Genomic DNA, 14929 nt, shown 5'->3' with positions numbered 1-14929 from the left:
AACGTGTATCTTGATATCGAACGACTTTTCGGCCTGGGCGACCGACGTTGCTTGATGCAGACGCTTGATACAGAGGGGTACTTCCGCATGTTCACAAAAGTTCTGGTTGCCAATCGAGGCGAGATCGCGATCCGCGCCTTCCGGGCCGCGCACGAGCTCGGCGCCTCCACCGTGGCAGTCTTCCCCTACGAGGATCGCAACTCGCTGCACCGCCTGAAAGCCGACGAGGCTTACCTGATCGGAGAGGTCGGGCACCCCGTGCGCGCCTACCTCGACGTAGCAGAGATCGTGCGTGTCGCCAGAGAATCTGGCGCCGACGCGATCTACCCCGGCTACGGATTCCTCTCTGAAAACCCGGATCTTGCAGCAGCCGCCGAGGCTGCCGGGATCCGCTTCATCGGCCCGGGGCGGCAAGCACTCGAAATGGCGGGCAACAAGGTCGCCGCGAAAGAGCACGCGATCGCGGCCGGCGTGCCCGTGCTCGCGTCGACCCCGCCGTCGACAGACATCGACGCGCTGATCGCCGGCGCGCGCGACATCGGCTTCCCCGTCTTCGCGAAGGCCGTCGCCGGCGGTGGCGGGCGCGGTATGCGAAGGGTCGAACGCGAAGAAGATCTGCGCGACGCGCTTGAGGCCGCCATGCGCGAAGCAGAGTCGGCTTTCGGCGATCCGACGATGTTTATCGAACAGGCCGTGCTGCGCCCTCGTCACATCGAAGTGCAGGTGCTCGCCGATAAGACGGGCGCGACGGTGCACCTCTATGAGCGCGATTGCTCGGTGCAGCGCCGCCACCAGAAGGTCGTGGAGATCGCGCCGGCACCGAACCTCGATCCCGCGATTCGCGATGCGTTGACCCGCGACGCAATCGCCTTCGCGAAGTCGATCGGCTACGAGAACGCCGGCACCGTCGAGTTCTTGCTCGACACCGAGGGGGAGCGTGCCGGGAAGCACGTCTTCATCGAGATGAACCCCCGCATCCAGGTCGAGCACACCGTAACCGAGGAAGTCACCGACGTCGATCTCGTGCGCGCACAGATGCGGATCGCGGCGGGCGAGACGCTCGAACAGCTCGAACTTCGCCAGGAGGACATCAAGCTGCGCGGTGCCGCGTTGCAGTGCCGCATCACCACTGAGGACCCGGCCAACGGATTCCGCCCAGACCTCGGCCGAATCACCGCCTACCGCTCGCCGGGCGGCGGCGGTGTGCGCCTCGACGGCGGCACGATCAACGCCGGCGCGCAGATCAGCCCGCACTTCGACTCCATGCTCGCGAAGCTCACCTGCCGTGGGCGCACCTTCGACGATGCTGTGGTGCGTGCTCGCCGCGCGCTTGCCGAGTTCCGCATCCGCGGGGTCGCCACCAACATCCCCTTCCTCCAGGCCGTGCTCGCCGACCCTGCCTTCAAGGCAGGCGACATCGCGACGTCGTTCATCGAGGAACGGCCCGAGCTGCTGCAAATGAACAAGCCGAAGGATCGCGCCACCCGTCTGCTGCAGCACGTTGCCAACGTTACTGTCAACCAACCGAACGGCCCCCGTCCCGGAGCGTTCGACCCGGCGGCGAAGGTGCCAACCGCCGATCTGAGCCGCCCGGCGCCTGCCGGGTACCGCCAGCGGCTCCTCGAGCTCGGCCCTGAGGGCTACGCGAAGAGCCTGCGAGAGCAGACCGCGCTCGCGGTCACCGAGACCACCTTCCGTGACGCCCACCAGTCGCTGCTGGCGACGCGGGTGCGCACGCGCGATCTCGTGCGCATCGCCCCCTACGTTGCACGGCTCACTCCCGAACTGTGGTCGGTCGAAGCCTGGGGCGGTGCCACCTACGACGTGGCGCTGCGATTCTTGGGAGAAGACCCCTGGGAGCGACTCGCGGCGCTGCGCGAAGCGCTGCCGAACGTGCCCATCCAGATGCTGCTGCGCGGCCAGAACACGGTGGGCTACACGCCCTACCCGAAGCAGGTGGCCCAAGCGTTCGTGCGCGAAGCGGCTGCTACCGGCGTCGACGTATTCCGCATCTTCGACGCGCTCAACGACGTCAATCAAATGCGAATCGCCATCGACGCCGTGCGCGATTCCGGCACCGCCGTCGCCGAGGTGGCTATGGCCTACACGGGCAATCTGCTCGATCCCGCCGAGAACAAATACACCCTCGACTACTACCTCCGACTCGCCGAAGAGATCGTCGAGGCCGGCGCGCACGTGCTCGCTATCAAGGACATGGCCGGTCTGCTGCGGCCCGCCGCCGCTGCGAAGCTGGTGCGGGCACTACGAGAGCGCTTCGCGCTGCCCGTGCACCTGCATACGCACGACACCCCCGGTGGGCAGCTCGCCACGCTGCTGGCAGCCTCCGATGCCGGTGTCGACGCTGTCGATGCGGCATCGGCGCCGATGTCGGGCACCACGAGTCAACCATCGCTGTCAGCGCTCGTCGCAGCGCTCGCGAACACCGAGCGCGATACCGGGCTCGACGCCGAAGCGGTCTTCGGACTCGAGCCATACTGGGATGCGGTGCGTAGCCTCTACAAGCCCTTCGAATCAGGCCTGCCCTCACCTACAGGGCGGGTGTACACCCACGAGATCCCAGGCGGGCAACTCTCGAACCTGCGGCAGCAGGCCATCGCCCTCGGCCTTGCCGAGAACTTCGAGAAGATCGAAGACATGTATGCGGCGGCAGATCGTATCCTCGGTCGTATTCCCAAGGTGACGCCCTCCTCGAAGGTCGTCGGCGACCTCGCCCTGCACCTTGCAGCTGTCGACGCCGATCCCGCCGACTTCGAACAAAATCCCGCGAGCTACGATGTTCCCGACTCGGTCGTGGGCTTCCTCGCGGGCGAACTGGGGGAGATTCCCGGAGGTTGGCCCGAGCCATTCCGTTCAAAGGTGCTTGCGGGGCGCCGCATCGACATCGGGCAGGCCCCGATCAGTGCTGAGGATCAAGCACTGCTCACGGGCACCAGCGCCGAGCGCCGCGCCACCCTCAACAGGCTGCTCTTCCCTGCGCCGACTCGCCAGTACGAGGCCGCGCGTGAGCAGTTCGGCGACCTCTCGGTGCTCGATACCCCCGAATATCTGTATGGGCTCGAAGCCGGAGAAGAGCGCGCAATCGACCTTGCCAAGGGCGTGCGTCTCTACGTGGGGCTCGAAGCCATCGGAGAGGCTGACGACCGGGGCGTGCGCACCGTCATGGTGCGGGTGAATGGCCAGCTGCGGCAGGTCTTCGTTAAGGACGAGAGCGTTGCCGTCGATGCGCCTCTGGCCGAGAAAGCCGACCGTACGGTGCCGGGCCATGTCGCTGCACCCTTCTCGGGCACCGTGACCGTCAAAGTCACCCCCGGTGAGAGCGTGGAGGCCGGTCAGCCCGTCGCCACGATCGAGGCGATGAAGATGGAGGCCGCGATCACCGCTTCCGTTGCAGGCACGGTTGAGCGGGTCGTCTTCACTGGCACCCGCGCGCTCGAGGCCGGCGATCTCATCGTCGTTATCGGCTGAGTCGACGGGCGCTCACCATCTGGCTGCTCGCGCGCGTGGAGGCCCGGGAATGCGGGGTGCGGGTGCGCGGGCGGCTGGCACGGTCGAGGCTGCGCGGTGCGCACCGGGCAGCCTCGGCTAAGCTGGATCACTATGGCGATTCGAGAAATCAGACTGTTCGGCGACCCTGTGCTGCGCACCGTGTGCGAGCCGATCACTGAGATCGACGACGGTGTAAGGCAGCTGGTCGTGGACCTTTGCGAGACCGTCGAGATGGACGGCAGGGCCGGTCTCGCGGCCACCCAGATCGGCCACACGCAGCGGGCGTTCAGCCTGCACATCGACGGGAAGGTCAGCTACGTGCTCAACCCGGAGATCGTGGCGCTCGAGGGTGAGCCCGTACCCACGGGGGAGGGCTGTCTCTCGGTTCCCGACCTCTGGTTCGAGGTGGTGCGCTACCCGCGTGCCACGGTGCGGGGGATCGACCTCGACGGTGCGGAGATCGTGATCTCGGGCGAAGGGCTTCTTGCACAGGCGCTGCAGCACGAGTGCGACCACCTCGACGGCAAGCTCTACATCAACAGGCTCGACCGCGAGGCGCGCGGCGAAGCGATGCGTCAGATCCGCACCTCTGCCTGGTTCTGATCCGTCGCTCCTCTGCCCCGCTGCAGCACTGCTGCACACCGCTGCCGGATACGACTTCGCCCCGCCCCGCCCATGAACTTCGGGTGCGGGGCGGGGCGAAACCTTGCCAGGCGACTCAGCGTGGGGTGCTCAGCGCCTCGGTCTGCGGGTTGTCGCCGTAGAGCTTCGCGATCTCGCCCGCGAAGTCGCGCAGAATGTTGTCGCGCTTGATGCTCATCTTCGGGGTGAGGTGGCCGTTCGCCTCGATGAATTCGGTGGGCAGGATCACGAACTTGCGGATCGACTCGGCCCGCGAGACGTGCTGGTTGCCGCGATCGATGGCGCTCTGCACCTCTGCGAGCACCTTCGGATGCCGGGCTGCCTCCTCGAGGGTCATGCTCGGATCTTCGCCGTTGTTGTTCAGCCAGGCGGGCAGCATTTCAGGATCGAGCGTGACGAGTGCCGAGATGAAGGGCTTCTGATCGCCGACCACCACCACCTGCCCGATGATCGTGTTCGACCGGATCGGATCTTCAAGCACGGCGGGGGCGACATTCTTGCCGCCGGCGGTGACGATGATCTCCTTCTTGCGGCCGGTGATCGACAGATAGCCGTCGCTGTCGAGCGAGCCCAGATCGCCGGTGCGGAAGAATCCGTCCGCGGTGAAGACCTCGCGAGTTGCCTCGGGGTTGTTCCAGTACTCCTTGAACACGTCGATGCCCTTGACCTCGATCTCGCCGTCTTCGGCGATGCGCACGGTGTGGCCGGGGAGTGCCGGGCCCACGGTGCCGATCTTGAACTTGTCAGGCAGGTTCACGGTGACGGGTGCTGTGGTCTCGGTGAGTCCATACCCCTCGAGGATCTTCACGCCGAGGCTGCGGTAGAAATGCCCGAGGTAGTGGCTGAGCGGGGCCGAACCTGAGATCGCGTACTTAACGCGACCGCCGAGGCGCTCCCGCAGCTTCGCGTAGACGAGTTTGTCGAACAGCTTGAACTTGAGCCCCAGCATGAAGGGCACCGATCCTGCGTCGAGCGCTTCCGAGTGCTCGACCGCAACCTTCGCGGCTGCGCGGAAGATCTTGCCCTTGCCCTCGGCCTCGGTCTTCTGCTCGGCCGAGTTGTACACCTTCTCGAAGACGCGGGGCACTGCGAGGAGGAAGGTGGGCTGAAACGATCCGAGCGCGGGCAGCAGCTGAGTGGTGTCGGCCTGGTGGCCTACGCGCACACCGGCGTGCACCGCGAGCACCGAGATGAAGCGAGCGAAGACGTGCGCAAGGGTGACGAAGAGCAGCGTCGACGCACCCGGCTGCTGCACCACCTCTGAGAGCGCCGCAGCGGAGTTGCGCGAGAGGTCGACGAAGTTCGCGTGCGTGAGCACGCAACCCTTCGGGCGGCCGGTCGAACCCGAGGTGTAGATGAGGGTGGCCATATCGGCACCCACCGCGAGGGTGCGGCGGCGCTCGATTTCTGCGTCTTCGACAGCGGTGCCGCTGCGCGGCAGTGTCTCAAGGGCACCCTCGTCGAAGCGCCAGTGCAGCTCGACGCCGGGTGCCTCGGAGCTGATCTCCTCGAAGCGCTCCGCTAGCTCGGTCGTGGCGGAGATCATGGCGCGCGCGCCTGAATCCTCGAGAATCCAGTGGATCTGCAGCGGCGACGAGGTCTCGTAGATTGGCACCATCACCGCGCCTGCGTAGTGGATCGCGAAGTCGACGAGCGACCACTCGTAGCTCGTCTTGCACATAAACGCGATACGGTCGCCCGGCTCGATGCCTGCTGCGACGAGGCCCTTCGCGAGTGCGATTACCTCAGCGCGGAATTCGGCCGCGGAGATATCGCGCCAGCCCTCGCCCTGAGGAACGGCGAAGATCGGCCGATCGGGTGTGGCCTCTACCCGCTGCTCGAGCAGGTCGGTGATGTTGTCATCCGGAACGGGCGGGATGAGAATGGGGGTCTCGGACAGATTCACGGCAGCTCCCTTGACACTCATGCATCGGTCTCTGCGATGCGGGCGTTCCGCATCTGCTCGTGTTTCACCCTATATGCATACCCCCGCGCCGCTCCGGCTCGGCTATTGTGTTCAACGTCGAGAGAAAGCTGCGGGTTGTGCTGTATTGGATCTTTAAAAACCTGATCATCGGGCCGTTCCTGAAAACGGTGTACCGCCCGTGGGTAGAGGGTGCCGAGAATATTCCGGCGTCGGGGCCTGTAATTATTGTGGGAAACCACCTGTCGGTCATCGATTCCTTCTTCATGCCGCTCATGATCGATCGGCGGGTCTACTTCCTCGCTAAGAGCGACTACTTCACCGGAAAAGGTCTGAAGGGCTGGCTCGTTAAGAACTTCATGCTCGGTGTGGGACAGCTCCCCATCGATCGCTCCGGCGGGAAAGCCTCCGAAGCCTCGCTCAACACCGGTCTAGCCGTGCTCGATCGAGGCGACGTGCTCGGCATCTACCCCGAGGGCACGCGCAGCCCTGACGCGCGCCTTTACCGGGGTCGCACCGGGGTGGCCCGCCTCGTGCTGGAATCGGGTGCGCTTGTCGTGCCCGCAGTGATGATCGACACCGAGAAGGCGATGCCGATCGGCGCGAAGTTCCCGAAGATCCGCCGCATCGGTACGGTGATCGGCAAACCCCTCGACTTCAGCCGCTTCTCGGGCATGAGCGCCGACCGCTTCGTGCTGCGCAGCGTCACCGACGAGATCATGCTCGAAATTCAGCGCCTCAGCGGTCAGCAGTACGTCGACGTCTACGCCTCCAGCGTACGCAAGCCCTGAACGGCCAGATCCGCCCCTCCGCGCTAGTAGGCTGAGAGTGCTGCAGCCACCAGCTGCCGCGCAAGCATACCCGTTTGTCGACCGAGGGATCGAAGATGACGAGCCACACCACCGATACTGCCGCCCGCGCCTTCGCGGAGCTCGACGCGTATCGCGCGCTCGAGGCGAAGCAGCAGCCCACCTGGCCGGATCCCGCCGCCGTGCAGGCAGCCTCAGAAGAACTCGCCGCTCAGCCCCCGCTCGTCTTCGCAGGCGAAGCCGATCAGCTGCGCGCCCGTCTCGCAGCCGCAGCGCGCGGCGAAGCCTTCCTGCTGCAGGGAGGCGACTGCGCCGAAACGTTCGTCGCGGCCACCGCAGACAAGATCCGCGACAGGGTCAAGACCCTGCTGCAAATGGCAGTCGTGCTCACCTACGGCGCTTCGATGCCCGTCATCAAGGTGGGACGCATGGCAGGCCAGTTCGCGAAGCCCCGATCGAGCGACTCCGAAACCCGCGGTGACGTCACGCTGCCCGCCTTCCGCGGCGACCTCGTCAACGGCTACGAGTTCACCCCCGAATCGCGCACCGCAGACCCGTCGCGGCTCGTGCAGGGCTACCACGTCTCCGCGTCGACACTCAACCTGATCCGCGCCTTCACACAGGGGGGCTTCGCCGACCTGCGCCAGGTGCACGCCTGGAACCAGGGCTTCGTCTCGAACCCTGCCAACCAGCGCTACGAATCGCTCGCCGCCGAAATCGACCGCGCCGTACGATTCATGGATGCCTGCGGCGTCGACCACAGCGAACTCAAGCAGACCGAGTTCTACGTCAGCCATGAGGCGCTGCTGCTCGACTACGAGCGCCCCCTCACCCGCGTCGACTCGCGCACCGGAGAGCTCTACGACACCTCCGGCCACATGCTCTGGATCGGGGAGCGCACCCGCGATCTCGACGGTGCCCACGTCGAATTCCTGTCGCACGTGCGCAACCCGATCGGAGTGAAGCTCGGCCCGACGGCCACCGTCGACGACGCGCTGCGCCTCATCGACAAGCTCGACCCCGAGCGCGAGCCCGGCCGACTCACCTTCATCACCCGCATGGGCGCCGGCAAGATCCGCGACGTGCTGCCCGGCCTGCTCGCCGGGGTGCGCGACGCAGGCGCGACCCCACTGTGGATTACCGACCCGATGCATGGCAACGGCATCACCTCCTCGACGGGGTACAAGACCCGCCGCTTCGACGACGTCATGGACGAGCTGCGCGGGTTCTTCGAAGCCCACCGCGAGGTCGGCACCTTCCCCGGCGGCATCCACGTCGAGCTCACCGGCGACGACGTGACCGAGTGCCTCGGCGGCTCCGAGAACATCGACGAGGAGGCACTGGCCACCCGCTACGAGTCGGTTTGTGATCCGCGCCTCAACCACCGCCAGTCGCTCGAACTCGCCTTCCAAGTGGCTGAAGAATTGAAGCAGCTCTGATCTGACCGCACCGCAACTTCGGCTGCGTATCGAGAACCCGGGGGCCGCATGGCCCCCGGGTTCTTCGTGTTCGGGGCGCTGCGCACCCGCAACGCATCGAGACATGCGGATCCGCCATCTTCCGCATCCCTGCCTTTGAGGCCGCGGCCCTGGCCCGGCTCAGAGCGAGATTGTGCTTTTGACGCGGATCTCCGTGCCGGCAGGCACCCGATCACCCGCCGCCGGATCAGTGCCGGTGGCCTTTGCGAAGCCGCGCAGGGCGTCTGGAACAAGCGTTGTAGGTGAGAAACCCGCCGCGGCAAGAGTATCCATCGCCTCCTGCAGGCCCATGCCCGAAACATCTGGGATATCGAACAGCTCCGGGCCGAGCGACACCGTCAGGCCGACCGAGTCGCCCGGGCGCACCGGATCAGTGGTGGGGAGCATCGCTATGACACGTCCCTTTTCGATGTCTGGGTGGTGCTCCTCGGCGTTCAGTGAGGTGTCGACCGTGAGCCCGCTCGCACGCAGCGCGCGCGAGGCCTGCTCGATCGAGAGGCCGGCGACATCGGGGATAGCGCCAGCCGAAACGACAAGGTCGACCCGGCCGCGCTCGGGGTACGTCTCTGCGAGCGGCTCACCATCTTCGCCGAGCGCTGCGAGCACCGTGTCAGCGGCAGCCGCATCGAAACGCTTTTCACGCACCTCACCAAAGGTGAAACCCGCGCCCTTGATCGCCTGCTGCGCCTGTTCAAGAGGCAATCCCGCGATCGTCGGCACTGGCAACTGCTTCGGCCCGCTCGACTGACACAGACGCACCGTGCTGCCCCTGTCGAGACGCGAGCCCGACTCCGGGTCGGTGCTCGCCGCCAAACCGGCAGGCACGTCAAGGCTGGAGCATTCGATGATCTCCACCAGCAGCGAGCGATCCTCCAGTGCCCCCTGGGCCTCGGCGATCTCCTGCCCGGCAACATCGGGAACCGTGACCCGCGACCCGGGGCCCTGACCGAACCACCAGCCCGTGCCGCCCGCCAGTGCGATGAGCGGCACCAGCAGCGCTGCGGCGATTCGTCCCTTCCGCGTGCGCTTGGCGGCGGCAGACGCCGCACGTTCGATCGGCGAAGCCGGCGTCGACGGTGAGCCAGTGCTGCCGGTTTCGGCGTCGTCGAGGCCAGCCGCGAGCGCCTGCCGTTGCGCCCCGTCGAGCACTGTAGTGGAGGGCGTCGGCGTGCCCCCGGAGAGATCTGCGGGCAGCACCCTGGTCGCACCCGACGGAGCATGCCCCGACGTGAGCCCAGACATGAACGCGAGCGCTTCCGAAGCGTCGCGCGGGCGATCCTCCGGGTCGCGCTGCGTGGTCCACCGCACCAGCTCGTCAAGCTCTGGCGATGCCTCGCTCGATTTCAGTGAGGGGGCCGGCACCTCGGAGTGCGCGTGCTGATACGCGATCTGCATCGGCTGCTCGCCGGTGAACGGCTGCGACCCGGTGAGCATCTCGTACAGCATGATGCCGAAGGCGTACAGATCGCTGCGGGCATCGGCAATGCCGCGGGTGACCAGCTCGGGGGAGAGATACGCGATCGTGCCGAGCAGCGCCTGGCCGGTCGTGGTGTTCGCACTGACCGCGCGCGCAAGGCCGAAATCACCCAGCTTGATACGACCGTCATCGGCGAGCAGCACATTCTCGGGCTTGAGGTCACGGTGCACGATTCCGGCCTGGTGCGCTGCCGCGAGACCCGAGAGCACAGCCCCGCCGATCTCAAGCGACTGCTCCGCCGTGAGTCGCTTCTGCTGCTTCAGTAGCTCGCGCAGCGTAATGCTCGGCAAATACTCCATCACGAGATACGTGCGACCGAGATCGTGCCCCTGATCGAAGACGTTCACCAGATTCGGATGGGAAAGACCCGCGGCGCTGCGCGCCTCCTGCTCGAAGCGTCGCGTGAAGTTCTCGTCTTCGGCGAGATGCTCGTGCATGACCTTCACCGCGACCCGGCGCTCAAGCCGCAGATCGTTCGCGAGGTACACCATTGCCATTCCACCGCGGGCGATGCGCGAGCGGATCACGTATCGTCCGTCGAGCGTTTGCCCGATCAGCGGGTCGACAGGCACAGAGGTCACGTCGAGATTCTACGGAAGAAGGATGCGCGCTCGTGGGATGCGCGCCGCGCGGCCGCGGATTGCGATCCGCTGAGGACGCTGGCAGAGTTGCAGTGTGGCCCAGAACATTGCACCAGAAACGCCGTTCCTGACGATGCCGGATCTCGTCGAGATCTTCAACCTCGCACCAGGCAAGATCCACCGACTCATCGAAGATCACTACCTCGCCGCCGTGCGCGTCGACGGTGTGCTGAGCGTGCCAGCGGAGTTCGTGCAAGACGGGGCCCCGCTGCCTCCGCTGCGCGGCACGATCCTGGTGCTGCTCGACGCGGGCTTCTCGAACGAGGAAATGGTGGCGTGGCTGCTCTCGCCCAATGAGGAGTTGGGGGAGCGGCCGATCGACTCGCTGCGCGCCGGACGCAAGAGTGCGGTGCGTCGCGCAACACAGTCGCTCGCCTTCTAGCCCTGCAACCGGCCTGTCGGCCGAGCTGAGCCCCGCAGCCGGGGGAAGCGAGTCGCGCGTTAGAACGCTCGGCGGGCGGCGCGTTCCGACAGGCTGAGCAGCAACTGCGCCGCATCCGGCCTGATCTGCGCGCGCTGCAGCGCTGTCGTGGCGCGGTCGAGGTTGAGTGTGATCATCTCCTCGATCTGCTCGATAGCCCCGCTCTCGCGAATCGTGCGCTGCAGCATGGCAACCTGCAGGCTGTCGAGCTCGCTGCCGAGCATGTCGTCGAAGATGCGTCGCTGCGTGGTCGGCAGCTTTTCGCGAGCGAGCGTGACGAGCACGGTGCGCTTGCCCTCGCTGAGGTCATCGCCGATGGGTTTGCCTGTCAGCTCTTCATCGCCGAACACGCCGAGCAGATCATCCCGCAGCTGGAAGGCCACGCCCACCGGCAGACCGAAGTCAGACAGTGCCTGCTCATGCTGCTCGCTCGCCCCGGCGAGCGCCGCCCCGATGAGCAGCGGAGCCTCGACGCTGTACTTCGCCGACTTGTAAACGAGCACCCGTGTGGAACGCTCGAGCTGTTCCTCGTGCGCGGCGAACTCGGCATGCTGCTCCTCGAGGACGTCGAGATACTGACCCGTGGCGACCTCGCTGCGCATACGGTTGAAGTGCCTGCGCGCCCGTTGTGCGGCATCGCGGTCGGGCAGCGCGTCGCCCGCGGCCTGCATGAGTTCGTCGGCCCAAGACTGCAGCAGATCGCCGAGCAGGATCGCGCCCGCGAGGCCGAAGTGCTCGGCCGAGCCGCGCCATCCGCGCTGCTGATGCATCGCCGCGAACAGGCGGTGCGTTGCGGGGCGGCCGCGGCGCGTGTCCGAGCGATCGATGACATCGTCGTGGATCAGGGCCGCCGCATGGAAGAGCTCGAGGGCGCACGCCGCGTCGAGCACGGCCCCAAACTCGGTGTCGACTTCTGAAGATAGTTCGAGGGGGCGGATCGCGCGGTAGCCGAGCACCGCGAACTGGGCGCGGAAGCGCTTCCCGCCAGAGAGAAAACCGAAGGCTTCGTCGAGCAGGGGTTCAGCGTCAGCCCCGAGGGGTTCGAGAGCGGTGCGATGGCGGGCCAGCGTGTCGTTGATCCGCTCCTGAATAAGCCCTGCGAGTCGTGTCGTTTCTTGCACGCGACTAGCCTAGCCGCGCACCGAAGACAGTAGACTGTGCACAACGGATCATTCAAGTGCGGGAGGGATCGTCATGGCGCTGTCAGAACATGAACAGCGGCTGCTCGACGAGATGGAGCGCAGCTTCTATCAGAGCGAAGCCGACGTGCTGCAGACCGTTCCCGGAGCGCGCCGCCGCTTGAACTACCGGTCCCTCGTGCTCGGCATCGTCGTGGTGCTCGTCGGCTTGGGCGTGTTGGTCGGGGGAGTCGCTGCGCAGCAGCTTTGGCTCGGCCTCATCGGCTTTGCTGCAATGCTCGGCGGTGTGATGCTCATGTTCGCTCGCGGTTCCTCCGCTGATGCGAACGACGGGGCCTCGCTCGGCAAGCCAGGTGATGCCTCGGGTGCCCGGGCGTCATCGCGCGAGTCGTTCAGTGAGCGCATGGAGCGACGCTGGGATGAACGCATGGAAGGCGAACGCTAAAGCGCATCTCGCATCGTCACAGGCCGCGGTTTCGACCGCGGCCTTTTGCATGCCCGCACTCGGCGTGCTGCGGTAGCGCTGTAGTGCTGCGCTGCCTGCTGACTGCTGCCTCGCTCACTCGCCTCCACTTTGCTCCACTTCTGCCTGAGCGGGCAGGGATTTGGCGCTGCTGAGCGCTGTCTTCGGCGGTTTGGGTGGGTGCAGGGGTAGCGTCTCCGCGCTTAGGGGTGTCGGCATAACCGCCGGAATATCAACGGAGTTGAGCGTCCGGGGGAGAGCGTGGGGGTCAAGTGGAGAGAAAGAGCAGTGAAGTGGAGGAAAGTGGAGTAGTGTGGGATTCCACAGTCGAGATGGTGAAAGGGGGCGTCCGTGTTCCTCGGTACCTTCACGCCCCGCCTCGACGAGAAGGGCCGCCTGATTCTGCCCGCCAAGTTCCGCGATGAGCTCGCCGACGGCCTGGTCATCACCCGCGGTCAGGAGCGCTGCCTCTATGTCTTCAGCGAGGGCGAGTTCACCGAGATGCACGAACGCATCCGCCAGGCCCCCGTTACCTCGAAGCAGGCGCGGGACTACCTGCGCGTATTTCTCTCGGGTGCCCACCCCGAGACCCCTGACAAGCAGAGCCGTGTCACGATTCCGCAGGCCCTGCGCGAATATGCAGGCCTCGACCGCGAGCTTGCGGTGATCGGAGCCGGCAGTCGTGCCGAGATCTGGGATGCCGAGGCCTGGCAGCGCTACCTGACCGAGCAGGAGTCGGCGTTCTCCGACATCGAGGAGGAGGTGATCCCGGGCATGTTCTAGCCCGGACGCATCATGATCCAACATCACACTCCCGAGCGCGACGCCAGCGACGAGCGCGATGCCAGCGAACTGCACGTACCTGTGCTGCTCGAGCGCTGCCTCGAGCTGCTCGCGCCCGCTCTCGACAAGCCTGGCGCAGTAGCCGTCGACGCGACCCTCGGCATGGGCGGCCACACCGAAGCCATGCTGGAGGCTCACCCGGGCCTCACCGTCATCGGACTCGACCGCGACACCGAAGCCCTCGGGCTCGCCGGTCGCAGGCTCGAACGATTTGGCGATCGCATCGTGCGCGTGCACGCCGTCTACGACGAGATCGGGCAGGCCGTGCGCGACGCAGGATACGACCGCATCGACGGCGTGCTCTTCGATCTCGGCGTCTCCTCGCTGCAACTCGATGAGGCTGACCGCGGCTTCGCCTATGCGCAGGACGCCCCGCTTGACATGCGTATGGACCAGAGTCGCGGCGAGACCGCCGCCGAGGTGATCGCCACCGCCCCCGAAGGGCGTCTGCGGGCAATCTTCGAACGCTACGGCGAAGAGCCACTTGCCGCCCGCTACGCCCGTGCGATAATCGCCGCACGGGCCGAGGCGCCTATCGAGCGCAGCGGCCAGCTCGTCGACGTGCTGCAACAGGCCACGCCTGCTGCGGTGCGGGATCAGCGGCACCCGGCCAAGCGCGTCTTCCAAGCGTTGCGCATCGAGGTGAACGGCGAACTTGCGGTGCTCGAACGCGCGATCCCCGCAGCCCTCGACCTCATCGCTCTGGGTGGGCGTGCAGTGGTCATGTCCTACCAGTCGCTCGAAGACCGCCTCGTGAAGCGCGAACTCACGAAGCGCAGCAAGTCGACGGCCCCACCAGGGTTGCCCGTCGAACTGCCCGAGCACCGGCCCGAGTTCCGCCTCCTCACCCGCGGTGCGGAACTCGCCGACGACGCAGAACGCGCCCGCAACCCGCGGGCCATTCCGGTACGGCTGCGAGCCGCCGAGCGCACGAGGGAGGTGCGATGAACAGCACGGTTCCGATCCGATTCGACACCGCTCCCGCAGGCGGTGACCTGGCAGGCGGTGCCCTGCGGACCAGTGCTCCGGCGACCGCCCCGGCTCGGCCGGGCACTGGCGAACGCCATCTGCGCATCGCCGAAGCCCCGCAGTCGGCCAGGCGGCGTGCCGCGAGCCCGCTCATCGGCGGCCTGGTCGCGGTCGGCGTGATCCTCGTGATCCTCGCAACACAGTTGGGTCTGAGCATCGCGATCTCCCAGGGTGCCTACGAGGCGCGGGCGCTCGAAATCGAGCAGCGGGATCTCTCCCGGGTGGAGCGGGTGCTCTCCCAGAACGTCGACAAGCTCTCCTCGCCGCAGAACCTTGCCGAGAACGCTGCTGCGCTCGGCATGGTGCAGAACGCGAGGCCCGCCACCCTGCGACTCAGCGACGGTGCCGTGCTCGGTGCGCTCGACTCACCCACGTCTGAGGTGCGGGGCAATCTCGTGCCCAACTCCACACTCGAATCCATGCCCGTCGTCGACGCCGAGGGCTTGCTCGTGCCGCGCGACGCCGTCGGTGGCGCACAGGAGCAATCCATGGAGCCGCCGGTACGTTGGAAGGGCAAGCTGCCCGCTCCGGAGACCCGCTGAGCGGGCTCCCGGAG

Annotated in this window: 12 protein-coding genes; 9 read left to right on the top strand and 3 right to left on the bottom strand. The window is 66.5% G+C overall.

What is annotated here, in order from left to right:
- Positions 1 to 87: 87 nt before the first annotated feature.
- Together WFL22_RS05365 and def are read left to right on the top strand one after the other, a co-directional pair.
- Complete coding sequence (locus tag WFL22_RS05365) at positions 88 to 3486, top strand: pyruvate carboxylase (protein WP_336991771.1); 3399 nt, start codon at positions 88 to 90, stop codon at positions 3484 to 3486.
- Positions 3487 to 3618: 132 nt separating this feature from the next.
- Complete coding sequence (gene def / locus WFL22_RS05360) at positions 3619 to 4110, top strand: peptide deformylase (RefSeq protein ID WP_336650778.1); 492 nt, start codon at positions 3619 to 3621, stop codon at positions 4108 to 4110.
- A 115-nt stretch (positions 4111 to 4225) separates the two neighbouring features.
- Here the strand turns inward: def and WFL22_RS05355 are convergent, their stop codons facing one another.
- Entirely contained in the window at positions 4226 to 6076 is a 1851-nt protein-coding gene (locus tag WFL22_RS05355; RefSeq protein WP_336991769.1) for an AMP-dependent synthetase/ligase, read from the bottom strand.
- A 116-nt stretch (positions 6077 to 6192) separates the two neighbouring features.
- Between WFL22_RS05355 and WFL22_RS05350 the strand changes: the two genes are divergently transcribed.
- Together WFL22_RS05350 and WFL22_RS05345 are read left to right on the top strand one after the other, a co-directional pair.
- Entirely contained in the window at positions 6193 to 6864 is a 672-nt protein-coding gene (locus WFL22_RS05350) for a lysophospholipid acyltransferase family protein (protein WP_336650780.1), read from the top strand.
- A 95-nt stretch (positions 6865 to 6959) separates the two neighbouring features.
- Positions 6960 to 8321 carry a class II 3-deoxy-7-phosphoheptulonate synthase gene (locus tag WFL22_RS05345; RefSeq protein WP_336650781.1) on the top strand — a complete coding sequence of 454 codons (1362 nt, stop codon included), beginning with the start codon at positions 6960 to 6962 and terminating at the stop codon, positions 8319 to 8321.
- A gap of 159 nt (positions 8322 to 8480) precedes the next feature.
- Here the strand turns inward: WFL22_RS05345 and pknB are convergent, their stop codons facing one another.
- On the bottom strand, positions 8481 to 10418 hold the full coding sequence (gene pknB / locus WFL22_RS05340) for a Stk1 family PASTA domain-containing Ser/Thr kinase (protein WP_336991768.1): 1938 nt from the start codon (positions 10416 to 10418) through the stop codon (positions 8481 to 8483).
- Between the two features lie 94 nt (positions 10419 to 10512).
- Between pknB and WFL22_RS05335 the strand changes: the two genes are divergently transcribed.
- A complete protein-coding gene (locus tag WFL22_RS05335; RefSeq protein ID WP_336650783.1) occupies positions 10513 to 10860 on the top strand; it encodes an Rv2175c family DNA-binding protein in 348 nt (115 codons plus the stop codon).
- A 59-nt stretch (positions 10861 to 10919) separates the two neighbouring features.
- On the opposite strand, the gene WFL22_RS05330 is transcribed toward WFL22_RS05335, so the two are convergent.
- Positions 10920 to 12020: a polyprenyl synthetase family protein gene (locus WFL22_RS05330; protein ID WP_336991767.1), complete on the bottom strand. Its 1101-nt coding sequence runs from the start codon at positions 12018 to 12020 to the stop codon at positions 10920 to 10922.
- 73 nt (positions 12021 to 12093) lie between these two features.
- Between WFL22_RS05330 and WFL22_RS05325 the strand changes: the two genes are divergently transcribed.
- The 4 genes from WFL22_RS05325 to WFL22_RS05310 all read left to right on the top strand — a co-directional run bounded on the left by WFL22_RS05325 (position 12094) and on the right by WFL22_RS05310 (position 14915).
- The gene (locus WFL22_RS05325) at positions 12094 to 12483 is read left to right on the top strand and encodes a DUF3040 domain-containing protein (protein WP_336650785.1); all 390 of its coding nucleotides are present in this window, start codon (positions 12094 to 12096) and stop codon (positions 12481 to 12483) included.
- Positions 12484 to 12852: 369 nt separating this feature from the next.
- Positions 12853 to 13284 (top strand): division/cell wall cluster transcriptional repressor MraZ, encoded by a 432-nt coding sequence (gene mraZ, locus WFL22_RS05320; protein WP_336991765.1) that lies wholly within the window; start codon positions 12853 to 12855, stop codon positions 13282 to 13284.
- Positions 13285 to 13296: 12 nt separating this feature from the next.
- A complete protein-coding gene (rsmH, locus tag WFL22_RS05315) occupies positions 13297 to 14292 on the top strand; it encodes a 16S rRNA (cytosine(1402)-N(4))-methyltransferase RsmH (protein ID WP_336991764.1) in 996 nt (331 codons plus the stop codon).
- Positions 14289 to 14915: a hypothetical protein gene (locus WFL22_RS05310; RefSeq protein ID WP_336991762.1), complete on the top strand. Its 627-nt coding sequence runs from the start codon at positions 14289 to 14291 to the stop codon at positions 14913 to 14915. Before rsmH ends, WFL22_RS05310 begins: the two co-directional genes overlap by 4 nt.
- Positions 14916 to 14929 lie beyond the last annotated feature (14 nt).

This window comes from Leucobacter sp. VD1 (assembly GCF_037150695.1).
In the GTDB taxonomy this organism is placed as follows: domain Bacteria; phylum Actinomycetota; class Actinomycetes; order Actinomycetales; family Microbacteriaceae; genus Leucobacter.
The sequence above is the reverse complement of the archived record's forward strand: the minus strand, read 5'-3'. Positions and strand labels throughout refer to the sequence as shown.